General features: G+C 47.7%; 21 protein-coding genes and 2 tRNA genes. 10 read left to right on the top strand and 13 right to left on the bottom strand.

What is annotated here, in order from left to right:
• Positions 1-5 precede the first annotated feature (5 nt).
• Positions 6-1,460: a UDP-N-acetylmuramoyl-L-alanyl-D-glutamate--2,6-diaminopimelate ligase gene (locus OUY18_RS11120; RefSeq protein ID WP_268058858.1), complete on the bottom strand. Its 1,455-nt coding sequence runs from the start codon at positions 1,458-1,460 to the stop codon at positions 6-8.
• A gap of 302 nt (positions 1,461-1,762) precedes the next feature.
• On the opposite strand from OUY18_RS11120, the gene OUY18_RS11115 reads away from it, so the two are divergent.
• Positions 1,763-3,127, top strand: coding sequence for a radical SAM protein (locus OUY18_RS11115; RefSeq protein ID WP_268058857.1), 1,365 nt, complete (start codon positions 1,763-1,765; stop codon positions 3,125-3,127).
• A gap of 85 nt (positions 3,128-3,212) precedes the next feature.
• Here OUY18_RS11115 and OUY18_RS11110 read toward each other — a convergent pair whose 3' ends face one another.
• Both OUY18_RS11110 and OUY18_RS11105 read right to left on the bottom strand, forming a co-directional pair.
• On the bottom strand, positions 3,213-4,409 hold the full coding sequence (locus OUY18_RS11110; RefSeq protein WP_268058856.1) for a glycosyltransferase: 1,197 nt from the start codon (positions 4,407-4,409) through the stop codon (positions 3,213-3,215).
• The gene (locus tag OUY18_RS11105) at positions 4,409-5,473 is read right to left on the bottom strand and encodes a glycosyltransferase family 2 protein (protein WP_268058855.1); all 1,065 of its coding nucleotides are present in this window, start codon (positions 5,471-5,473) and stop codon (positions 4,409-4,411) included. Before OUY18_RS11105 ends, OUY18_RS11110 begins: the two co-directional genes overlap by 1 nt.
• Positions 5,474-5,720: 247 nt before the next feature.
• On the opposite strand from OUY18_RS11105, the gene OUY18_RS11100 reads away from it, so the two are divergent.
• From OUY18_RS11100 to OUY18_RS11080, 5 genes are all read left to right on the top strand, one after another.
• Positions 5,721-6,974 (top strand): glycosyltransferase, encoded by a 1,254-nt coding sequence (locus OUY18_RS11100; RefSeq protein WP_268058854.1) that lies wholly within the window; start codon positions 5,721-5,723, stop codon positions 6,972-6,974.
• Between the two features lie 110 nt (positions 6,975-7,084).
• Positions 7,085-7,762 (top strand): DUF421 domain-containing protein, encoded by a 678-nt coding sequence (locus tag OUY18_RS11095; RefSeq protein ID WP_268058853.1) that lies wholly within the window; start codon positions 7,085-7,087, stop codon positions 7,760-7,762.
• The gene (locus OUY18_RS11090) at positions 7,759-8,139 is read left to right on the top strand and encodes a DUF4363 family protein (protein ID WP_268058852.1); all 381 of its coding nucleotides are present in this window, start codon (positions 7,759-7,761) and stop codon (positions 8,137-8,139) included. The genes OUY18_RS11095 and OUY18_RS11090 overlap by 4 nt, the downstream gene beginning before the upstream one ends.
• Before the next feature lie 162 nt (positions 8,140-8,301).
• A tRNA-Ser gene (locus tag OUY18_RS11085) sits at positions 8,302-8,390 on the top strand.
• A gap of 39 nt (positions 8,391-8,429) precedes the next feature.
• Positions 8,430-8,519: transfer RNA gene (locus tag OUY18_RS11080), tRNA-Ser, on the top strand.
• A 542-nt stretch (positions 8,520-9,061) separates the two neighbouring features.
• On the opposite strand, the gene OUY18_RS11075 is transcribed toward OUY18_RS11080, so the two are convergent.
• Together OUY18_RS11075 and OUY18_RS11070 are read right to left on the bottom strand one after the other, a co-directional pair.
• Entirely contained in the window at positions 9,062-10,396 is a 1,335-nt protein-coding gene (locus OUY18_RS11075; RefSeq protein WP_268058851.1) for an acetyl-CoA hydrolase/transferase family protein, read from the bottom strand.
• Between the two features lie 22 nt (positions 10,397-10,418).
• Positions 10,419-11,627, bottom strand: a complete 1,209-nt coding sequence (locus OUY18_RS11070) for an MFS transporter (protein WP_268058850.1) — start codon at positions 11,625-11,627, stop codon at positions 10,419-10,421.
• A 247-nt stretch (positions 11,628-11,874) separates the two neighbouring features.
• Here OUY18_RS11070 and OUY18_RS11065 point away from each other — a divergent pair, with 247 nt between their 5' ends.
• Positions 11,875-12,762 (top strand): LysR family transcriptional regulator, encoded by an 888-nt coding sequence (locus OUY18_RS11065; protein WP_268058849.1) that lies wholly within the window; start codon positions 11,875-11,877, stop codon positions 12,760-12,762.
• 202 nt (positions 12,763-12,964) lie between these two features.
• Here OUY18_RS11065 and OUY18_RS11060 read toward each other — a convergent pair whose 3' ends face one another.
• The 4 genes from OUY18_RS11060 to OUY18_RS11045 all read right to left on the bottom strand — a co-directional run bounded on the left by OUY18_RS11060 (position 12,965) and on the right by OUY18_RS11045 (position 15,528).
• Complete coding sequence (locus OUY18_RS11060; RefSeq protein WP_268058848.1) at positions 12,965-13,444, bottom strand: flavodoxin family protein; 480 nt, start codon at positions 13,442-13,444, stop codon at positions 12,965-12,967.
• A gap of 38 nt (positions 13,445-13,482) precedes the next feature.
• On the bottom strand, positions 13,483-14,193 hold the full coding sequence (locus OUY18_RS11055; protein ID WP_268058847.1) for a 4Fe-4S binding protein: 711 nt from the start codon (positions 14,191-14,193) through the stop codon (positions 13,483-13,485).
• The gene (locus tag OUY18_RS11050; protein WP_268058845.1) at positions 14,174-14,755 is read right to left on the bottom strand and encodes a PadR family transcriptional regulator; all 582 of its coding nucleotides are present in this window, start codon (positions 14,753-14,755) and stop codon (positions 14,174-14,176) included. Before OUY18_RS11050 ends, OUY18_RS11055 begins: the two co-directional genes overlap by 20 nt.
• A gap of 530 nt (positions 14,756-15,285) precedes the next feature.
• Positions 15,286-15,528, bottom strand: a complete 243-nt coding sequence (locus OUY18_RS11045) for an AbrB/MazE/SpoVT family DNA-binding domain-containing protein (RefSeq protein WP_268058844.1) — start codon at positions 15,526-15,528, stop codon at positions 15,286-15,288.
• Between the two features lie 212 nt (positions 15,529-15,740).
• On the opposite strand from OUY18_RS11045, the gene OUY18_RS11040 reads away from it, so the two are divergent.
• A complete protein-coding gene (locus OUY18_RS11040) occupies positions 15,741-16,034 on the top strand; it encodes a DUF3892 domain-containing protein (RefSeq protein ID WP_268058843.1) in 294 nt (97 codons plus the stop codon).
• Between the two features lie 11 nt (positions 16,035-16,045).
• On the opposite strand, the gene OUY18_RS11035 is transcribed toward OUY18_RS11040, so the two are convergent.
• Positions 16,046-16,513: a glyoxalase/bleomycin resistance/dioxygenase family protein gene (locus OUY18_RS11035; protein WP_268058842.1), complete on the bottom strand. Its 468-nt coding sequence runs from the start codon at positions 16,511-16,513 to the stop codon at positions 16,046-16,048.
• 237 nt (positions 16,514-16,750) lie between these two features.
• Between OUY18_RS11035 and OUY18_RS11030 the strand changes: the two genes are divergently transcribed.
• Together OUY18_RS11030 and OUY18_RS11025 are read left to right on the top strand one after the other, a co-directional pair.
• Positions 16,751-16,966, top strand: a complete 216-nt coding sequence (locus OUY18_RS11030; RefSeq protein WP_268058841.1) for a hypothetical protein — start codon at positions 16,751-16,753, stop codon at positions 16,964-16,966.
• Positions 16,967-17,174: 208 nt separating this feature from the next.
• Positions 17,175-18,134 (top strand): TIGR01212 family radical SAM protein, encoded by a 960-nt coding sequence (locus OUY18_RS11025; protein ID WP_268058840.1) that lies wholly within the window; start codon positions 17,175-17,177, stop codon positions 18,132-18,134.
• A 135-nt stretch (positions 18,135-18,269) separates the two neighbouring features.
• Here OUY18_RS11025 and OUY18_RS11020 read toward each other — a convergent pair whose 3' ends face one another.
• From OUY18_RS11020 to OUY18_RS11010, 3 genes are read right to left on the bottom strand one after another with little or no spacing between them, the layout of a single operon-like run.
• Entirely contained in the window at positions 18,270-18,986 is a 717-nt protein-coding gene (locus tag OUY18_RS11020) for a tryptophan synthase subunit alpha (protein WP_268058839.1), read from the bottom strand.
• A gap of 33 nt (positions 18,987-19,019) precedes the next feature.
• Positions 19,020-20,165 carry an iron-containing alcohol dehydrogenase gene (locus OUY18_RS11015; protein WP_268058838.1) on the bottom strand — a complete coding sequence of 382 codons (1,146 nt, stop codon included), beginning with the start codon at positions 20,163-20,165 and terminating at the stop codon, positions 19,020-19,022.
• A gap of 19 nt (positions 20,166-20,184) precedes the next feature.
• Entirely contained in the window at positions 20,185-20,979 is a 795-nt protein-coding gene (locus OUY18_RS11010; protein WP_268058837.1) for a BtpA/SgcQ family protein, read from the bottom strand.
• Positions 20,980-21,019: the final 40 nt, after the last annotated feature.

Genomic DNA, 21,019 nt, shown 5'->3' with positions numbered 1-21,019 from the left:
TCACCTTATATCTTCTTATTAATAATATCCGCGATCACTTCGCGTTCATCGAGATGATATTTCACACCCTGAATTTCCTGGTAATCCTCGTGGCCCTTGCCCGCAAGGACGACGATATCGCCGTCCTGCGCATTTTCCATACAATACTTTATCGCTTCTTTCCGGTCGGGGATTACCACGTATTTTCCCTTTGTTTTCGATAAGCCAACCTTAATATCTTCTATAATATCCATGACATCCTCAAAACGGGAGTTATCCGCCGTAATGACGGAAAGATCCGCCATGTTGCCGCTGGTCTCCCCCATTTCGTACCGGCGCGAGCGCGCGCGGTTGCCACCGGCCCCGAACATGCAGACCAGACGGTTCGGTTTGTATTCGCGCAGTGTTTCCAGAATATTCGCCATACTGAGTGCGTTGTGCGCGTAGTCGATCAGCAAAGTATAGTTTCCGGGAACCGGAACCGGCTCTACCCTGCCCTTCACCTTAACGGTATTCAGGCCGTCGATGATATTCTGCTGCGTAACATCAAAATGGCGGCAGACGGCGACGGCGGCCAGCGCGTTGTACACACTGAAACGGCCCGGAATGTCAACATCCACGCCAAAGCTGAGCTGCCCGCACAGATCAAAATGCACCCCGAGATAACCGGGGCGGGAAATCAGCCGTTCCCCGGACGCGCGCAGACCGGCTTCCTTCCGGAAACCGTAAGTCTCAATTTCGCAGGTGTGGCCTTCTATAATGCCGCTGTAATTTTCATCGTCAATATTAATCACACCGGTTCTGCACTGCTTGAACAGCCTGTTTTTGCAGTGCATATATTCTTCCAGCGTTTTATGTTCGCTGCCGCCGATATGGTCTGGAGAAAAATTGGTAAACAAACCGATATCGAACGTAAAACCGGACACCCGCTCGTCCTTCAGCCCGATGGACGAAGCTTCAATCACAGCGGCCTTACAGCCGCTGTCGGCCATCATGCGCAGATAACGCTGCACGTCGTAGGACTCGGGCGTTGTGTTGTTGGTTTGAATGACCTCGTCCCCGATAACCGTTCCGATGGTCCCGATCAGGCCGGTTTTGACGCCGCCGCATTCAAGGATGGAGCGAATCATATAAGAAGTGGTCGTCTTCCCCTTTGTGCCCGTAATGCCCACCACCCGGATTTGATCTGCCGGATGGCCGAAATACGCCGCGGACATAACCGCCATGGCATAGCGTGTATTTTCCACATAAACAACCGGCACATTCTTTACTTCCACCGGGTGCTGCGCAAGAATCGCGGCGGCACCGGCATCGGCCGCCTGCTGCGCAAAATCGTGGCTGTCGACGGAAGAACCGCACAGGCAGACAAAGGCGCAGTCCTTTCTCACCTTGCGCGAGTCAAAGATAATATCCGTTATTTCAACATCCGTATTGCCGGAACAGGTATATTTCAGTCCTTCAAGCAAACTGCTTAACTTCATGATTCAGCCTCCAAAACTGTATTTACAGCAATTCTACAATGAAATGGGAGTAATTATGATTCATCCGCCGCGATATCCGAAAAGCCGATAAAAAGTATCCAATTTTATGAAACTGCCGTTTTTCTTTTTGATGATACAATAAAGCAAAGTCAAAGTCAAATGATTCCCCGGCCTCTTAAGAATCTGACAGTTTCCAATAAGTGTATGATATTTTGACTGAGCTTGGGTTTTGTATAGATACATCTTCCGCTGAAGATGCTAGCATTATAGAAAATAGCGTAAATATGAAGGGAGAATGCACGATGGGAACCGTTAATGAAATGCTGGAATCCTACGGCTTAAAAAAAGTGTTAGGCTATTTAGACAATAATCCGGAAGAAAATGTTCCGAAGGTAATGAACTGGATACGCAAATTTGATAAGGAAGACTATTACCACAATGCGTATAACATCATTGACGAGGCTCTGAAAGATCCGAACAACAACTGGTACAGATTGATTATGAGCCTTTATACGGATATCGATACCGGAGTCCGAAAAAAATTGTTTGAAAATTTCCTGATTAATTCCTCAATTCTTGGATGCCAGCGTAAAAATAAAAATGAAGAAAAATACGACTGCAACATTCCGTGGGCAATCCTGATGGACCCGACTTCGGCATGCAACCTGCACTGCACCGGCTGCTGGGCTGCGGAATACGGCAACAAGCTCAACATGAGCCTGGAAACGCTCGACAGCATTATCGAGCAGGGTAAAAAACTCGGTACATACATGTATATCTATTCCGGCGGCGAGCCGCTTGTCCGTAAAAACGATATTATCAAGCTCTGTGAAAAGCACAGCGACTGCGCTTTCCTTGCGTTTACCAACGCCACCCTGATTGACGAAGCCTTTGCGGACGAAATGCTTCGGGTGAAAAACTTCGTCCCGGCTATCAGCGTGGAGGGATTTGAAGAAGCGACCGATTCCCGCCGCGGCGAGGGCACGTATGCGGCGGTTGTAAAGGCGATGGAAATTTTAAGGGCGAAAAAGCTTCCGTTCGGTATTTCCTGCTGCTATACGAGTAAAAATGTGGACGTAATCGGAAGCGAAGAATATTTTGACGACATGATCGCAAAGGGCGCAAAATTCGCGTGGTTCTTTACATATATGCCGGTCGGCAAAGACGCCGTACCGGAGCTGATGGCAACCGCGGAGCAGCGTAAATTTATGTACTACCAGATACGGAAGTTCCGGGGAACCAAGCCGTTGTTCACCATGGATTTCTGGAATGACGGAGAGTATGTGAAGGGCTGCATCGCCGGCGGACGCTGCTATATGCATATCAACGCGAACGGGGATATTGAACCGTGCGCATTCATCCACTACGCGAATGCCAATATTAAAGAAAAAACGCTTCTGGAAGCGTACCAGTCCCCCCTGTTTATGCAGTACCGCAAAAACCAGCCGTTTAATGAAAACCATTTGCGTCCGTGTCCCCTGCTCGACAACCCGGGCCGCCTGGCCGATATGGTGAAAAAATCGGGCGCGGCATCAACCGATATGACGAACCCGGAGGACGTGGATGTTCTGAGCGCCAAATGCAAGGATGCGGCGGAACATTGGGCTCCGGTTGCGGATGAGCTTTGGGAAGCCTCCCATCCAACCATACAGGATAAAATCGGTTAAAACCCATACGGCAAAAGCGCCTGCTTCGAAACCCGAAGCAGGCGCTTTTTTCTGTTTTTTCGTACACTGAAGAACAAAGCGCCCTTTACAGGGAACCGCCTCCGATTAAAGCGTACAGCTTATTGATCTCATATTCATTCGTATAATCGCATTTCTCCAGAGCCGCAGTGAACTGGGCGCGGCGTTCCTCGTTGAGCAGCAGGTCTTCAAGCCCTTCGGCAACCCCTTCGCTCGTCATAGGCACAATAAGACCGTTTTTGCCGGAATCAATCTGATCTTTCGCGGTTGAAAAATCCGTCAGCAGAATCGGGCGCGCCATAACCATAGCTTCGTCGACGGCAATGGATTTGCCTTCAAAACGGGAAGGCTGCATATAAATATCGCATACTTTCAGGTAGGGATACGGATTCGACTGTTCCCCCAAAAACCGGACATAATCTTCGATATCCAGCTCATGAATCTGACTGCGGAGGTTTTCCTCCTCCGGCCCGACCCCGATAATATACCACTTGAACCGAAGCCCTTTTTTCTTTAAAGCGGCAATTGCGGGCAGAGCGATATCCAGCCCTTTCTGATGGGAAAGGCGCGCGATGGAAAGTACGCGCAGCCCTTTAAAATCGTCCCCAAAATCGGCCGGTTCGTCCGCCATATTCCGCATAAAGGTTGCGGAAATGATATTATAAATCACATGGAATTTATTTTTAAATTCCGGGAAAGTTTTGTCCAGCGCCGCCTTGCAGGATTCGGAAACCGTACAGAGCGCGTTCAGCTGCTGAATGAAGCTGTAATCAAAATCTTTATTTAAGCCCATCGCGACATAATCGCCGTGGATAAAACCGATTTTGTTTTTGCTCTTTACCTTTGTAATGGCATAATAAATCGGCTGGCCTTCCATAAAGGCAACGACCGTATCGTATTCTTTTTTTGCCGGGCGGATAAACCGCCTTTCCACGTTCCACATGCGGGTCAGGCGTTCGCCCATCGTGCCTCTCAGCCCGGCAAATGTAACCATTAATCGGCAAAGCGCAGTCAGCGGATGCCCCTTCCGAATCAATTGAAAGAAGGCCTGTCGGATATTCAGTTTATATTCCGCCGGAAAAAGCGGCGGCAAAAGATTGACTTTTGGGGACACGCGGCTCAGAAAAAGGCCCTCGTTTGCAAAAAGCTGCAAATCCACATCGTAATGTTCGTAATCGAAAAGCGACAGCACGGTAACCAGACTTTTTTCGATCCCGCCGCTGTGCAGGCTGTAATTGATAAATAGAACGCTTTTTTTCGTCATTATTTCTTCCCCGTATCTTTAAAAAGCATATTGGAATAAAACCGATAAAAGAGATAAACGAAAAGAGTGTTTTTCGACCGGATCACACGCAGGATGACGCGGTCGGCACGGCTGCCGTTTGCAAGGTAATCGGACTGCGCCGCCTGCCGGAGCAGCGGATTTTTCAGGATGCCCCGTACCTCTCTGTATCGTTTTTGAAAGCTTACCTTATTCATCGGACTAAAGCAGTTCACCAGCGAAGAATGCGCCGCGCTGCGCAGCAGCCAGGCCAGATGTCTTTCGCTATACTGTTCATACAATTTCTGTTTCTGCAAAAATTCGCGTACGATCTGAAAACAGGCCGCCATCATCTCCATTTTGCGCGGACGGTATTTCGTACTCAGGGACTGCGGGTTATAGCGGTAATGGTAATACGCCCCGCCCAAGACAAGCACACGGTCCGTCAGGCAGTGTGCCATAATGGAAACCGGCAGGTCTTCGAGCATAATCTCCTGCTCGTTAAAATACGCGAGATGATTGCGGACAAACCATTCCCGCCGGAACATTCTGCGCCACGCGCAGCCTAGCATCTCTACCTGCCGCCACGGGCTGTCGCCGGCGTCCGGGCCGATCAGTTCGGCAATCAGTGTTTCCTGCGTTTCCTGATCGAACGCGGGAAAACTGACGGGCAGCTTGCAAATCCGCTGTTCGCCGTCCGTGGGATTTTCCCGGACAAAGTTAAAAACGACCATATCGGCCGAACACTGCTCGGCCGAATCGTACAAACTTTGCAGCATTTCCGGATCGATCCAGTCGTCCGAATCAACAAAAACCAGATAATCGCCGCAAGCGCGGGCCGCGCCGTAATTGCGCGTATCCCCCAGCCCTCCGTGGGGTTTATCAAGCACCTTTACACGGGAATCCTTTTCAAAGCCACGGGCTATGGAAAGGGAATCATCGGTTGATGCATCATTTACCAAAAAGATTTCTATATCCGTCAGCGTCTGTGTCAAAATACTATTTACACACTGCGCCAAATACTTTTCAACATTATAGACAGGTACAATCACACTTACCTTCGGCAAAACCGCCCCTCCTTTAATGCTTATTCTGTATTTCCAAATCATTTCAATCGAATGCTATTGAAACAATTCTGTTTTTTACAGCAAAACGCTCAAAAACGAGTTATACTGTTACAAAGCATATAAAAGCATATATATGATCATACCATTTCCCAATATCTAATACAAGAATATTTTGTAATACTGTGTTGAATTGCCGTATTTATTATGCTATCCTTTAATTATTATACAATCGGGAGGCTGTTTTTAAATGAAGGACTGCCTATTGATGCTAACGAAGATATTTCCCTTTGACAAAGGGGAAGAATTTATAGAAGACGAAATTGCAATATTGGCGAAAGAATTCGAAAAAGTGATTCTGATTGCAACCAGCACCGCCGACCATCCGGAACAAACACGAAGCGTTCCGGAAAATGTAAGCGTACATTTCATTCCCGCTTCAAAAGTAAAACGCAGCCTTGCCGGCGCGATGGCAAGGCAGTTCCCTTTTAAAGACTATAAAGGGTATTCCGGGAAGGACGAGCGCAGCGCTGTAAAAGGTTCTTTAAAAAAGAGGCTCTATTTAAGCTATTTTATCGCGAAATCGGAAATCGTTTATGATGAGTCCGTAAAAATCCTCGCGAAATACCCCATGGAAAAATTCGACGGGGTTACCTTCTACAGCTACTGGTTTTACGATACCGCCATGGTTGCCACAAAGCTGAATAAATACTACGGCGCCATCAACGGCCGCGTTGTCTGCCGCGCGCACGGCTACGATCTGTACGCCTACCGGAATTCCATGAATTATCTTCCGCTCCGGTATTATATTTTAAAGAACATTGATATGGTCTATGCGTGTTCGGACAACGGCAGTGCATATTTGAAAGAACGGTATCCTGATTTTCAGGATAAAATCCAAACCGCTTATCTCGGTACGCGCGATTTCGGAACCGGAACGGCAAACGGCGACCCATTTCAGATCGTAAGCTGCTGTCATATCGTTCCGTTAAAGCGAGTAGAACTGCTCGCGCAGGCTCTCAGCAAATTAAACAACAGCGGTCTGCACCTGAAATGGACGCATTTCGGCGGCGGCGACGCGCTGGAAGATCTGAAAAAATACGCCGGTGAGAATTTACAGTTCATGGAATGCGAATTCCCGGGCGAAGTAAAAAACAAAGACCTGATGGAATTTTACAAAAAGAACCCTGTGGACTTTTTTGTGAATACCAGCAGTACGGAAGGACTTCCAGTCAGCGTTATGGAAGCCTGCTCTTTTGGAATACCGACGATCGCGACCAACGTGGGCGGTACGGGCGAAATTGTAAAAGATGGGGAAACAGGATTCTTAGTTCCTGCCGATGTCACGCCGGACAAGCTGGCGGAAACCATCCAGTCCGCCGCTTCCCTTCCCTTGGAGGATGTGAAAAAGCTGAGGAAAAACTGCAGGGCGCTGTATTTACAGAGCTTTTGTGCCGAAAACAATTTTGAAAATTTTGCACAGCAAATCAAACCGATCGCATAAATAGAAAAACAAAGCTCCGGTATGAAAAGCCGGAGCTTTCCTTTTGCCCGAAGCCGGAGCAAAAATGAATAAGCGGATGATGGCGGTTCATACTATCTGTGGTGATAAAAATGACAATTTCTTTTATTCGGACCTTGCTGCTCTACATAGTCATTATTGCAGCAGTAAGGCTGATGGGCAAACGACAGATCAGCGAACTGCAAACGAGCGAACTTGTTGTAACGCTTTTGATTTCCGATATCGCGGCAATACCGATGCAGGATACGGGCCAGCCGCTCGCAAGCGGCTTTATTCCGATTGCGGTACTGGTCATGTGCGAAATATTGATCTCCGCGCTGATGCTGAAAAGTACGAAATTCAGAAGAGCCATCTGCGGCCGCCCGCTCATTGTGATTAACGACGGAAAGGTTGACCAGAAAGAAATGCGCCGTCTTCGCATGAGCACGGAAGACCTTTCGGAACAGCTTCGGCAGAAAAATGTGTTCAGCATAGAAGATGTGGCGTATGCGATTGTGGAGACAAACGGAAAAATGAGCGTGATTAAAAAGCCGGATAAGGAACAGCCGACTGCCGGCATGCTGGGGGTGGCGCTGCCGGATACCGGAATCGAAACCGTTGTGATCAGCGACGGCGTCATCTCGGATTTTTCCCTGAAGCTCTGCAACAAAAGCCGCGACTGGCTTGACGGCGTACTGCGCGGCAAAAATACAAAAGCGGATGACATTTTCATTATGACGGCAAACCGAAAGGGAGATTTTAATATTATAACAAAGGATGAAAAGAAATGAAGCGGGTATGGGCTTCGGCAATCATATTTGTTTTTCTCGTTGTGATCTGCGTAATCGGTACGAACACAACGAAAAAGGTGAGCGCGCAAATGGCGCAAACCGTTACCACTGCAAAAGAAGCCGCGGCAAAAGGCGATATGGACACCGCTTTGAAGTTCAGCCGCAAGGCATCTTCGGACTGGCGCGACAGCCATGAATATCTTTGTACGTTCATGCCGCATAACCAGCTGGAATCCATCGACCAGACGCTGTCCGTCCTCCCTATGCTCTGCTACTATGGAGCCACGGATCAATTTGAGGCCGAATGCGAGCGGGGCATTACGCAGATTATGTATTTGAATGAATCCCAGCTGCCGAGTATCGCAAATATTTTATAGCTTATGAAGGATTCCCGCAGAAACGGCGGAATTGCCGGGTTTTGCGGGAATTCATTTTCTTTTCGCCAAACTGCGTACAATTTATCAAAAAATAAAGATTTTTTATAGAATTCATTGACATCACCCTATAAAATATGATATTATTAATCTCGCACTTGTGATGGAGAGGTGTCCGAGTGGTTTAAGGAGCTAGTCTTGAAAACTAGTGATCCCGCAAGGGACCAAGAGTTCGAATCTCTTCCTCTCCGCCATCTCTTTCAATTGAATTGCTTCCTTTTATTCACCAACATGGAGAAGTACCCAAGTGGTGAAGGGGCTCCCCTGCTAAGGGAGTAGGTCGGGTAACCGGCGCAAGGGTTCAAATCCCTTCTTCTCCGCCAAAGCCGCATGAACGCTGAGTTTGTGCGGCTTTTCTTTTTGTCTTTTCTAAAGTCTAAAAGTAGGTAAAAATATATAAAAGTTGATGTTATTACACCGTTTATTACACATTATTATTCAGGCTTGCTCCTTGATTATGCTGTAGAAAGAAAGTTCTCTGATTTCTCAACAGGCTGCCTTTTCATTTTAGAAATCCATTTATAAAAGCAGAAAACAATCCAAAAGTCAGCGCCCCAATCGGAGAAGCATAACCTATATATTGCAGCATAAAAAACGGACAGCAGTTTGTACTACTGTCCGGGAAATCTTTATATTTTTTCATTGTCCTCTTGACGGGATGCGGTTCACTTTGCCGAGGGGTAACTATTTTTGTCCCGCTAAAACGAAAAGGTCGATAAAAAGGCTCTACACAAAAAGCCTTTCAACCCAAATTTGCCCCCAACCGCAGTTTTACGATACTGCGATTGGGGGTTCTTTTGCAATTGCATTTTTACCGGTTCAGTTCACCGGCAGGGTGTAGGGCTATGCAGGGGAAAACAGTTGTTTACCAAATTTGGTTTATTTCGGCTTGGCGGCGCAGTTCCTCGCGGAAGTCCGGATGCGCAATGTTGATGAGCGCTTCGACACGGCGGCTCACATTTAGTCCGCGCAGCCAGGCAATGCCGTATTCCGTTACCACATAGTCCGTGTCGTTGCGGGACGTGGTGACAACCGAGCCTTCCTGCAAAAACGGCACAATCTTCGAATGAAGAACCTCTTTGCCGCTTTCGTCCTTGGTGGTATAGGTGGAGTGCATGGCGATAATCGACTTGCCGCCGGGGGACATCTGCGCGCCCTGCACGGTTTCCGACTGTCCGCCCGTGCCGGACCATTGGGTGTGGCCAACCGTTTCCGAAGCGCATTGGCCGGTAAGGTCAATCTCCAGTGTAGCGTTCACCGAAACAAATTTATTGTTTTTTCCAATGGTGTACGGGTCATTGGTAAAGGTGCAGGATTTAAATAAAACAGAGGGGTTGTGGTCGATGTAGTCGTACAGCCTCTGGCTGCCCATTGTGAAGGAGCAAACCGAATAGCCGTTAAGCAGACCCTTCTGGGAATTGTCCACTGCACCGCATTCAATCAAATCCACCATTGTTTCCGTAAACATTTCCGTATGGATTCCCAAATGGTGCTTGCTCTTCAGCTCCGTAGCCACCGCATTCGGAATATTGCCGATTCCCAGTTGAATCGTGGAACCGTCCTCAATCAGTGAGGCAACATATCTGCCGATTGCCGCGTCCGTTTCGGTGTAAGGAGCCAGCTTGCTTTTGAAGATGGGGCGGTCGGATTCGACAACTGCCGCAACCTCGGAAATATGGACTTGTGTATCACCGAAGGTGCAGGGGAAATTGGGGTTCACTTCCACGATGGCAAGCGCCCCCTTGTTGATCAGGTCACGCTCATAAATCGCGCTGACGGACAGGGACATATAGCCGTGCCGATCCATGGGGGATACGGTGGCCAGCACCACGGGGCGGCGGTTTTCATAAGCGCAGCGGTCAAGGGTTTTGCGCAGAATGGAGGTAGAGCTTTGGGGCACGTCGCTCACCAGCTTTTTGGTCTGTGCATCACGCAGACCAGCATTGAAAAACCAGGCGTTATGCGCCATAATCCCCTTCATTTCAGGGTCCTTGAACGCCTCGTAATACTTTAGGGGCAGGCAGGTGTTCAAAACCGTATTTTTTACGCCGGTTTTCTTTAGGTGCTGCAATTTCTCAAGAATCGCTTCCGGCTCCCCGGCCGCCTGGGCGGAAAACATATAGTCGTTGTCCTGAATTAATTCCAGAGCCTGTTCGGCGGTCATTTTTTTCTCATTGTACATTTCTTCAAACGATTTCATTCAAAAAACTCCCTTTCCATACTTACTGGTTCTTTTCCTTTGCTGAGCGCCCTGTTTCCGGAAGGATGAACGACCCTATGAAGAAGGTTGCGCTCATCACCAGCGCGATGGTCAAGCCGGCTGAATACCCGGATTTGTCGATCACAATGCCGATCAGATAGAACACAATCGATTCGATCACATAGGACAGCGCCCAGAACAGACCCATAATGGTCGTCAGCTTTGCAGGGGACATGTTCGGCATTTCCTGCGGAATCATTACGAGGGAGGTAATCGGCAGGAACATCAGCACACCGATTGCAAAGGCGGCAATCATCGAAAGCGTGCCGTTTTTCGTGTTAAACATCAGCGCGCCAAATAAGATCATGGCCAGGCCGCTCCAGCGGATTACGGGCAGGCGCTTGAAGTATACCTTGGACAGCATAATTGCCAGTATGGAACCGACAACGCCGCCTACCGCCACCAAAGTGCTGAGTGTTTTGGAGTTGATTACGGTAATGCCGGAAATTGGGAAAATATTGAGCAGCACAATGTAGAAGGTTAGTAATCCGGAATAGGTAAGCGGCAGGAACCAGTTGTTTTTTTCCTTAAGCGCATCCCCTATGGTGTATTTCTCCGTATCCGCACCGGATGAACGGTTCAGCTCAAAATCCTGTCCCAAAACCGGCCACACGATAAACAATACGGCGCTGATTGCCGCGAAAAATGCCATGCTGTACTGCCAGGTCTGCATCCACTGGATGACCGGGCCGACAATCAGCATTGCAATGATTCCTCCGACATTATAGGCCACGTTATTGATCGCGTTGACCGCCGGGCGCTTTTCAGGGGCAAAAAAGTGAATGACAACGGGACTGAAATAAACCACATACAGCGCACCGCCAAACCCCATAATAAAGCGGCCCAAAATAAAAATCCAATACTGCGGCGCCAGCAAAGCCAGCACGCTGCCCGCGACAATCAGCCCGGAACCCAGGCCAATCGCCTTTTTGGGCAGCAACTTGACAAGAATTCCGGCGGCCGCGAAATTACCGATAATTTTTGCGATGGTGATGGCGTTGGAAATAAAGGTTGCCGACGCAAACGACTTCAGGTTAAAAGACTTCATAATCTGCGGTGTCAGCGTGCTGCCGGCGACCCAGTTCACGGCGAAAAACGCGTATGTAAAGAACATCACCGTTTCAATTAGTATGGCTCTGGCGGAAGATACTTTTTTCTCTTGTTCTTGCACAAATACCTCTCCTCTCGCTTGCATGCGGCCGCATGCAAGCTGTTCATTGAATTTCGTATGCTTTGGCCAAAACATTTCCCTGCTATGATCATAACACGATATTTTTTAGATGAAAAATACAAAAAATTCATACCTGTATGAATAAGATTCATACAGAATTACCCTGATTGGCAATTACAGGATTGCAATCAAAAGATTCCTAAGTATAATTGAAATAGGATAAAAAAATGAATGGAGGAAATTCCCAATGACAATGACTTGGCTGACTTACTATGTGGAAGTGGTAAAACAACGCAATTTTACAAGAGCGGCTGAGAAGCTTTTCGTCAGCCAATCGACCCTGAGCAAGGCCATTCGTGCACTGGAGAATGAATTTCAGGCGGAATTCATCAGACGCCGGACGAAGGATCTTCTGATTACCCAGGACGGTTTGGTATTTTATGAATACGCCACAAAGCTGCTGGACTATTATCACACGCAGACGCAAAAGCTGGAGCAGAAGCTGCGCTGCGCGGGCGGTACCCTGGCGCTCGGTCTCCCCCCTTCCGCCGGAACCATCTATTTTTCTTCCCTGATTTATCAATTCCGGAAGGCTTACCCGGAAACCAATTTGCAGATTACGGAGATCACCTCCAAATCAATCCGGGATTTGGTGGACGACGGAACGCTTGATTTGGGCGTGGTGATTGAACCGTTTTCGGACAGTAGGTTTTACAGCAAAACCGTTTTTCACTCGGAGGCCGTGCTGGTCGTCCCCAAGCAGCATCCGCTTGCCTCCGAAAGCAGCGTTGACTTCGAGGCGCTGAAAACGGAGCGTTTGTTAATGGTTTCTCCGGATTATATGTATTACGATGTAATGATGGAACGCTGCAAAGCTGCGGGTTTTACGCCGAACATCGTTTTTGAAAGCTCCCAATGGGATTTGCTGCTGGAGATGATTGCAAACAATCAGGGTGTCAGCATTTTGCCCAAGCCCCTGGTCGACAAGCTGTACGCCGGCCGTGTGTGTCAGCTCCACCTGAAAAACCCGGAATTTCCCTGGGCGCTCTCCGTCATTTACCGCACGGATAAGTTTCTGACCGTACCCATGCAGCACTTTTTGAAAATATGCGGCACACCGAAGCAGTCCCCGTAGCGAAAAAATATTACTCTTTCTCCGCCAAAGCCGCAAGAACGCTGTGTTTTTGCGGCTTTTCTTTGTTTGTTCGGTTATATTATAGAAAAAAGTCGACTCTGAAACAGGGTCGACTTCTTTCATTTTAAGGAATAAAAATGCCGGCCGTTTCCAATGGATAACAGTCGGCAGCCAATCTATGGCAGACAATAGTATGTTGCAATCAGATAGCCAGGTGCTCGGCCCACCTGGCAGCTTTCAAAGAATTTTCCTCTGGATTTTTCTTAGGCTCAACAAAATCTATTTCTGAGACGAACTCATTCCCAGGAAGTGCTTTCTTCAGCTTTGAAAAGCACTTTTCGGCTCCGCCCCCTCCATGGCTGGCGAACAGTGCGATCCGTTTGCCATAGATTTTATATTCGCTGATAAAACTTTTGATTGGTGGAGAAAAGGATCCGGCCCAGACGGGCGTTCCGATTATAATCGTCTCATACCGGTTCCAATCAATGCGTTCGTTTATCAGCTTTGGCTTCTCACCGAAAATAACACTCTTCCCTCCCCAAAAGTACTTCTTAAATCCTTCCGTCGGGTATTTCTTGCTTGTTTTTAGCTCGATCATATCGGCGCTTATCGTTTCAGCAACCTTTTCTGCAATAAATTTCGTGTTGCCGTCAAGCGAAAAATATACAACCAGAGTGCTCATTGTCATTCTCCTTTTTAATATGTTATTTCTACATATACTCATCGCTGTTTCTGCCCTATTCCGAAACGGATAGCCTTTTTGGGGCAGCTGTCGGCGCATTCAAGGCAATTTATACATTCGGATGAATCTATGCCGGATTTCACCATCTCAGCGATGTTCAGGCCCATAGGGCAAACGCTGCTGCACTTTCCGCAGGAAACACAGGCGTCGGGGACAGACTTAAGTCTGAATCTGGGAATGTGAAGAAGATCCGCAAACTTCTCGCCTGTTACCATGAACGGAGCCATCCAGCAAAGGCTGTGGCACATACCGCGCTTGCCGGTTAGAAGTGTGAACAGGTATATTACGGACATAACGATCGCATAGATGATGATATACTGCTGATCGATATTCACAAGATACAGGAAATTTCCCTTGAGCGGACGGTTGCGCATCCAGAGAAACACGATGAACGAAAGCCACACCGTCCAGATGATGTATTTGGAGAGGTTTTTCCCTTTACTGTTCCATTTACGGTTGTTTGCAGCGGAGACATAGTCCTGCAATGCGCCGCCGGGGCAGAGCCAGCCGCAGAAAATACGGCTACTGAAAATCGAAAACAGCAGGAGCAGCCCGAAAACCATTGCACTTCCGTTCAGTATGCCTTTTGCAGCGGACAGAACAATAACAAACGGCGACAAAAAGAAAAATGTCAGCGGAAACATTAGCATGGAAAAAACAAGTATGCCTTTACGAACCCTTTGTCTCATGATCATCAACTCCTTTCTCCGAAATAATTTTCTTTGCCTCGATGGCCCAATCCCGCATTGCAGAATAAACATATACGCCGCAGAGCGCGGTCAGCTGACTGTAGGAGCAGTCAATATCCTGCTCTTTTAACTTCTTAAAAAGCTCGATATAGCCGTTCATGTCTTTGACCAGTTTCTCATTTCTTCTGATAAAACTGTCCAAATGCCCGAGCAGCACCTCCGGTTCAATGTTCTCGCCGAAGGAAATTTTGAGTAAGATTTCGTACCTGAGTTTCTCGATTTTCGGTTCCTTTCGCAGCCAATCGGAAAGTTCTTTTCTGCCCGTATCGGTGATGCTATATACGATCTGCCCGCGTCCGTTTCCGGACTGCGTATTATCGGAGCTGACGGCAAGCCCTTCCGCAACCAATTTCTTGAGAGTCGGATAGATCTGACCAAAGCTCTCCTGCCAGAAATGGCTATATTCATTCTCTATCCATTTTTTAATCGTATAACCCGTCTGCGGCATGCGCGCAAGCATTCCCAGCATTACATATTTCGATATTCCCGTATTCTCTTTCATGATGTACACCTTCTTTTATAACATATCTTTATGATATATCATAAAGATATGAATTGTCAAGAGAGAATCACACAGCGTTCCTTTGTCTTTTTCAGTTATCCCTCAAAAATTACGGCATAAAAAAGCGGCTAAAGCCATAAAGCAAAAGCCGCAAAATTAAGAATTTGAAACAGAATTACCACCAGTTGCGGCGTCCCCACCACCAACTACGGCAATCCCACCAACGACAGTCACGCCATCCGCGACGTCCGTTGCGAGTCCAAAACATACATTTATCGCCTCCTTCGGGATATATGACAATACATTGTATGAAATGCCGATATAGCTTGGCAATAGGGGGTTTCTGCACAATGTCTGTACCGAAGGGAATATGCAATTCAGACCGGGCTTCAAAACGCCGATAACATGTCCGAAACAGAAAACCATCCCCACTTATACCTCTTTGATGGCAACAAGGAAGAACTGATCTGTAAAATCCAATTTTAAAGCCCGCCGATTACTCGGCGGGCTTCTATCTTATGTATCCATTATTATAACAACGCAATCATTTTTTCGATGCATTTCCGGCAGATTTTATGCCCTTCGAAATCCAAAACATCCTCTGTGCGGGCACAAAATTCACACGCTGACTTTCTTTTTCTGATAATAAATTGTTCATCATCGAGGAAAAATTCCAATTCATCATTTGTTTTTATATCCAGGCTGCTTCTAAGCTCCTTCGGCATGACTATTCGGCCTAATTTATCCACTCTTCTGACTATTCTGGCTTCCAATTTACGTCATTCCTTCAAGGTCGTTTTATTAAATTTTACCATGAAGCAAAATTGGTTTAGTTCTTAATTTACACTGGGAATTTTTAACAAAACTTGCACCGGTTTTACCCGATGCGGTCTATTTTTTATGATCTTCGGTCGGTACAAATTGGAATCGAATATCTTCCTGCTATCTTGGAAAACTATCTTTAATATATTTTGGAGGTAGTTCAATGTCTGATCAAATCGATTTATCAAAATTACCCATGATGGCAATGGAGGATGTCCCGGAACCAAAGGCAGACGCCGAAAAGATTACCGCTTTAGTCAAAGAAAACGGCCGTGTTACCGGTTACCAATTATCGGACGGACGTATTCTGGATAAAGCGGAAGGCGTTCAGCTTGCAAAAGAAGGCGGCATACGCGGAGTTGGCGTTGCCACGCGAAAAGGAAATGAATACCTGAAATCTTTGCCGGATGATACGGAAGACAACAATCTGAGCATGCTGCCATCTGTAAAACAATGATTTTTTGTGCCTTATAAGGATGCCTGAACCATTTTAACAAACTCAATCGGATGCTGTATGATTTTCGCTGTTTCTTCGGCTGTTAATCCCTCTTTAAGATAACGCCGCGCGATTACCGCCATGGATTCACCGATCTCAATCATATGGTGATCGGGGTCGTAAATACGGACTACCCTTTGCTGCCACTCATGTTTCCTGGGAGGATGGACGTATTCCACCTCCGGATGAGATGTTAATTTCCCTAAAAATTTATCAAAGTCGTCGACTTCAAAATACAGCTCCATATTGTTGGACTTTTCAATAACATCCTCTTCTGAAAGGTCCGTCAGCCATGCAAAATTCTGCTGGATTGCAAACCCACCGCTGAACGTGACATTCCAGCCAAGATCGAGTACTACTTTCTGCTCAAACAAATCAGAATAAAATTTTTTCGATACCTCAACGTCTTTTACAGCTAACAAAGCCAGTTTAAACTCCATAATATCCTCCCCCATAACATATTTCTTCTATTATATCATAAATTGTTTTTTTCTGAATCCTAAATTTTTTTAGAAGCAAAGTCCGCATGAACATTATACCGTTCGTGCGGGCTTTGCTTTTTTCAATTATATCCAAAAATTTCCGAATGCTGCCGATTTCTTTAAACCAATTCAAAGAATTACAAATTCAAAAACCGCATTATAATGAGATCAGCTATCGATTTAGGAGGGGAACCAGTGAAAATCGGAATCATTATGATTGCCGCTGTTCTAATCTTTGCGGTATTCCGGGCATTGAAAACACACTTTGCCTGTCCGAATTGCGGTTGCCAATTCAAAACGCCCGTTTTAGAGTATATCTTCACGCTGCATTTTCTAAATAAACGCATGGTCACCTGCCCTAAATGCGGACATACCGACCTGATGGCGCCGCAGTGGGATGAAAAACGATAAAACATAAAAATAATTCACCGCCGTCCGATAAAACGCTTTATTTGAAATTCGAGGCTCCTGTGTTATGATAAGAGAAAGGCCTGTGCCGAAGCAAACACAAGTTTCAAAGGGTTCATAGCCCGACCAGCCCAAACGGGTTTACCGTCGCCCAATTGTGCACAGCAGGGCGACGTAATTTACAGGATATTTCAAGTTAGGAAACGAAAGTATGACAGGAAATCCATTCCTTTTCTCAAACGACAATAAACGGTATCATACGCTGAACTATCATATGAAATCCGTTTTCCAGAAACGGGTGTTCAAGGCAGTGATCGACGCCGGTTTTACCTGCCCAAACCTCGACGGTACCAAAGGAACGGGCGGCTGTACGTATTGCAGAAACGGGAGCGGCGCGTTCACACACGGCCCGGATAAAAGTGTGGAAGAGCAAATCCGGGCGGAGCTTGCCCGCGTACGCTCCAAATGGAAAAACGCCGATGTAATCGCCTATTTTCAATCCCATACCAACACGTACGCTCCGCTTGCCGTCCTTCGGAATCTGTATGAGAAAGCGCTGGCGCAAGACGGTGTGTGCGGCCTCAGCATTGCGACGCGCGCCGACGCCCTCGAAGAAGACGCCATGGATTATCTGGAAGAGCTGTCCCACCGAACCTATCTTACGGTGGAGCTTGGCTTACAGAGTATCCACGATTGTACGGCGGAGCGTATCAACCGGGGGCACACATGGGCGGAATTTCTGGCGGGCTATCGCGCGCTGAAAGCCCGGGGGATTCGCGTCTGCGTTCATATGATCAACGGGCTGCCCGGTGAAACGGCGCCGATGATGATCGAAACCGCTGAGACGCTCGGAAGCTTAAATGTTGACGCGGTAAAAATCCATTTGCTTCAGATTATGGAAGATACCGTGCTCGCCCGCCAATATGAAAACGGCGAGGTCCTTCCGATGACCAAAGAGGAATATCTGGATATCGTCTGCCGGCAGCTTGAGGTACTTCCTCCGCAGACCGTCATTGAACGGATTACCGGCGACGGAGTACACGACAAGCTAATCGCACCGCGCTGGGGAGTGGACAAAATAGCGGTTCTCGGCGCAATCGATCAAACTCTTGCAGCGAGAGACACCTGGCAGGGAAAATATTATAAACCGGACGAAAAAAAAGTTCTGTGATGCGAAATCACAGAACTTTTTTTATTTTGATGCGGTTTTATTCGCCGATGAGCAACCGCAAAAGCTAAGGGTAAAGGCCTTTCATAAAAAGCCGCTCTCCCCTATTTCTATCTCATACGTCCGACCGGTTAAAAATCAGCACTCGGCCTTAAATTCACGGATTTTTGCCATCAGGGCCGACTTATCGTCATGCAATTTCAGGATGGTGCTTCCTACAAACGCACCGTCGCCGCCCGCCGCCTTTACCATTGCCGCGTCCTTCGGATTATGTACTCCGACGCCGCAGTAAATCGGGTTTTTCAGGCCGCGTTCACGCAGATACTGTATGCAGGATTCCAGGGTCGGGTGTTCTTTGGTTGCCTGCCCCGGAGCCGCCACCGCCTGCATATAGGTGAAGCCGTTGGACTTCAGCGCATATTCCACTTCCTGCTCCGGCAAATGGAACTGTACGTAACAGCTGACGCGAAGCCCCGCTTCAATAATCTTATTTTTAATCACTTCATCCTTCAGGCCGACAAGGATGATATCACGGTAATCATTCTCAAGGCAGAACGTAATAAATTTCTCCACGCCGATTTCCTCGACGGTGTTTTCATACACCATGAGGATAAAGTTCGTATCGGGGAGCAATTTCTTAACCTTGATCATGCCCTCCATATACTGATCAAAATCGTCGCAGTTTTTCAATGCTTCTGCCATACGGTTGGAAATATACTCGCTTTCCAGAAATGGGTTGTGAGACGGGAAATCAATTTCGATCATATCACAGCCAGCCTCCACATAGGACTTGGCCATCTCGATGCTGTCCTCAATGGTTGGGTATCCATTTGACAGATAGCAGATTAAATTCATAACGTTTTCATTCCTTCTAATATAGTTTGTTTTTTATCCCTGATATACTTTTTTGAACAGCTCTACAAACTGCGGAATCGTTGGGATGATGGGGTTGGTCTTCGTGCAGCCGTCCGCTTTTGCGGATTCCGCCATTTCCTCTAATTTGGAGGTGTATGCGGCTTCGTCTTTCACAACCTCTTTCACGCAGGAAGGAATGCCGATCTTTTTATTCAGATTGCGGACAATTTCCGCAAGATCTTTGCCGCCCAAATCCTTTGCCAGACGGTCGTATACCGCTTTTGCTTCCGGATTTCCGCTGTTAAAATCAATGATATAAGGCAGAACGACCGCGTCGCCAAGGCCGTGGGAAACATGGAAGAAACCACCGAGCGTATGCGCCATGGAGTGAACGATGCCAAGGGATACGTTGGTAAACGCAAGACCCGCCGTCATGGATGCATTCAGCATGGTTTCGCGTGCCGCCATATCCTTGCCGTTTTCACATGCTTTGGGCAGGGTGTTGACAATGTCGATCGCCGCCGCACGCGCAAGGATGTCGGACAGGTAATTCGCGCGGTTGGAAACCAGAGCTTCGACCGCATGGGTTAGCGCGTCCATGCCGGTTTCCGCGGTAATATGCGGAGGCATGGTAGCGGTAACCTCCGGATCGCAGATTGCGATATCCGGCATCATTTCCATATTGCCCAAACCGTGCTTCATCCCCGTTGCATCGTCGGAAATAACGACGGAGCGGGAAACCTCGCTTGCGGTGCCGCTGGTGGATGGGATGCACATAAAGCGGGCTTTTTCGCGAAGCTTCGGGAACGGCTGCGCTGTTAAAACTTCCTCTAACGTCGTCAGCTCCGGATGTTCATAATAAACCCACATGGTTTTTGCGGCGTCCATTGCGGAGCCGCCGCCCAGAGCAACGATCATATCCGGCTGGAATTCCTTCATTTTATCCGCGCCTTTTTTCACAGTGGAAAAGCACGGGTCCGGCTCTACGCCCTGGAATACGGTCGTCTGCGCGCCGATCTCATGGAAATAGCCCTCCACTTTTGCAAGAATCCCGCTGCGCTCCATGCTCTTGCCGCCGACAACGATAAATGCCTTTTTGCAGGGAACGGATTTTATATATTCCAGGCAGCCTTCGCCGAACATCAGCTCGCTGCCCGCTAATTTCATTGGTCTCATCATGTTTGTAATTTACTCCTTATTATTTGTTAAGTCCATCAAGTACTTCGCGCACCAGATCGTAAGAAATCGGGTTGGTCAGCACGCCGTCTTTCTTCAGGCTGCTGCCGATAATCGCTCCGTCCGCGATATTCAGCTGTTCGTCAATATTGTTTGCGTTCACGCCGCTGCCCGCAATAACCGGAAGCTTAACGACTTTTTTGACGCGCTGAATCATTTCCAGCGGAGTTTCCACGCCGATTGCCGAACCGGTGACGATAATAGCGTCTGCGCCGCATCCCGCGGCCGCTTTTGCAGAAGCTTCAATGGTTACCTGCGGAAGCACCATATTCGTATGCTTTACCTGAACATCGGCAAGAACCATAATATTTTTGGCATCCAGATTCTTTCTGGTCTGCATGCAGAGCCTTGCGCAGGGCTTGATGATTCCGTCGTAAAATTCAACGGTATCCACAAACACCGGGATACGCACAAAGTCGCAGCCGTTTATTTTCGCGATGGAAAGGGAGGCAACGCAGTCGTTAAACGCCGCATCCACGCCAACCGGAATCTTCACCGCTTTTTTTACCAAAGCAGTCGCAGCCGAAAGGGCTGCCAGCTGCGGGGTATCCAGTAGGGCGGCAAACGGGTCGTCCCCCATATTTTCAACAATAACCGCATCGACGCCTGCTTTTTCAAGCGTGACGGCATCCTGAACAGCCTGGTTCAGAATTTTGTCGCAGTCGCCTGCAAATCCGGCGGTTCCGGGCAAGGCAAGGCAGTGAACCATGCCGATGACAAATTTTTTCTTACATGCGATAATTTCTCTGATGTCCATAATACTCTTCCTTTCTTAATAAAACGAAGCTTTCAGATAT

The organism is Caproiciproducens galactitolivorans (assembly GCF_026672255.1).
Classification (GTDB): Bacteria; Bacillota; Clostridia; order Oscillospirales; family Acutalibacteraceae; genus Caproiciproducens; species Caproiciproducens galactitolivorans_A.
This window is presented reverse-complemented; position numbering and strand designations above follow the sequence as displayed.

Bases quoted from the DNA above. Each gene is read 5' to 3' on its own strand.
- OUY18_RS11120 (WP_268058858.1), bottom strand. From the start codon at position 1,460: ATGAAGTTAAGCAGTTTGCTTGAAGGACTGAAATATACCTGTTCCGGC.
- OUY18_RS11090 (WP_268058852.1), top strand. From the start codon at position 7,759: ATGAAGCGGGTATGGGCTTCGGCAATCATATTTGTTTTTCTCGTTGTG.
- OUY18_RS11115 (WP_268058857.1), top strand. From the start codon at position 1,763: ATGGGAACCGTTAATGAAATGCTGGAATCCTACGGCTTAAAAAAAGTG.
- OUY18_RS11050 (WP_268058845.1), bottom strand. From the start codon at position 14,755: ATGAAAGAGAATACGGGAATATCGAAATATGTAATGCTGGGAATGCTT.
- OUY18_RS11075 (WP_268058851.1), bottom strand. From the start codon at position 10,396: ATGAAATCGTTTGAAGAAATGTACAATGAGAAAAAAATGACCGCCGAA.
- OUY18_RS11100 (WP_268058854.1), top strand. From the start codon at position 5,721: ATGAAGGACTGCCTATTGATGCTAACGAAGATATTTCCCTTTGACAAA.
- OUY18_RS11020 (WP_268058839.1), bottom strand. From the start codon at position 18,986: ATGAATTTAATCTGCTATCTGTCAAATGGATACCCAACCATTGAGGAC.
- OUY18_RS11055 (WP_268058847.1), bottom strand. From the start codon at position 14,193: ATGAGACAAAGGGTTCGTAAAGGCATACTTGTTTTTTCCATGCTAATG.
- OUY18_RS11015 (WP_268058838.1), bottom strand. From the start codon at position 20,165: ATGATGAGACCAATGAAATTAGCGGGCAGCGAGCTGATGTTCGGCGAA.
- OUY18_RS11065 (WP_268058849.1), top strand. From the start codon at position 11,875: ATGACAATGACTTGGCTGACTTACTATGTGGAAGTGGTAAAACAACGC.
- OUY18_RS11110 (WP_268058856.1), bottom strand. From the start codon at position 4,409: ATGACGAAAAAAAGCGTTCTATTTATCAATTACAGCCTGCACAGCGGC.
- OUY18_RS11095 (WP_268058853.1), top strand. From the start codon at position 7,085: ATGACAATTTCTTTTATTCGGACCTTGCTGCTCTACATAGTCATTATT.
- OUY18_RS11010 (WP_268058837.1), bottom strand. From the start codon at position 20,979: ATGGACATCAGAGAAATTATCGCATGTAAGAAAAAATTTGTCATCGGC.
- OUY18_RS11035 (WP_268058842.1), bottom strand. From the start codon at position 16,513: ATGGAGTTTAAACTGGCTTTGTTAGCTGTAAAAGACGTTGAGGTATCG.
- OUY18_RS11040 (WP_268058843.1), top strand. From the start codon at position 15,741: ATGTCTGATCAAATCGATTTATCAAAATTACCCATGATGGCAATGGAG.
- OUY18_RS11025 (WP_268058840.1), top strand. From the start codon at position 17,175: ATGACAGGAAATCCATTCCTTTTCTCAAACGACAATAAACGGTATCAT.
- OUY18_RS11060 (WP_268058848.1), bottom strand. From the start codon at position 13,444: ATGAGCACTCTGGTTGTATATTTTTCGCTTGACGGCAACACGAAATTT.